1 protein-coding gene is annotated in these 404 nt (G+C 42.6%); it reads right to left on the bottom strand.

The window, feature by feature from the left end; translation table 11 throughout:
• Positions 1-63 precede the first annotated feature (63 nt).
• Positions 64-267, bottom strand: coding sequence for a hypothetical protein (locus tag JIN78_RS17000; protein ID WP_200393190.1), 204 nt, complete (start codon positions 265-267; stop codon positions 64-66).
• Positions 268-404 lie beyond the last annotated feature (137 nt).

Here is a 404-nt window from a genome sequence, read left to right as displayed (position 1 = left end):
TAACAATCCCCACCTCAAGGCCAAGGACCGCAACGAGTTTCTCGCTTGGCTCAAATCGCCTTTTCACCCCTCAATTTTTGTCGTGTAGTGTGAACCTAAATCAACAAATGCAACTTTCCCCAAAGAGTCATTCCCAAGAGAGGATAAATCAAGGAAGTCAACTTCCTCAATCTCAGCTTCAGGTGAAAATTTTTCTAAACGCCGATCAAATACGATTACCACACAGATCGAGAAAATGACCAAAAGGGAAAAAATGAGAATCTTCATCTACCTAATCCTCTGCAAGCCTGTGAATTCTCGCCCCAACACCCATTCGCGTCAACTTAAGCTGTAATTCATTGAAAACGAGCAAAATAAATAGAAAATAACTCGCTTTTTCCTTGACTAGGCGAGGTCGCCGGCAA

It is taken from the genome of Roseibacillus ishigakijimensis (assembly GCF_016595415.1).
GTDB lineage: Bacteria > Verrucomicrobiota > Verrucomicrobiia > Verrucomicrobiales > Akkermansiaceae > Roseibacillus > Roseibacillus ishigakijimensis.
The sequence above is the reverse complement of the archived record's forward strand: the minus strand, read 5'-3'. Positions and strand labels throughout refer to the sequence as shown.

Excerpts from the sequence above, each read along its gene's own strand:
- JIN78_RS17000 (WP_200393190.1), bottom strand. The coding sequence starts at position 267 with ATGAAGATTCTCATTTTTTCCCTTTTGGTCATTTTCTCGATCTGTGTG.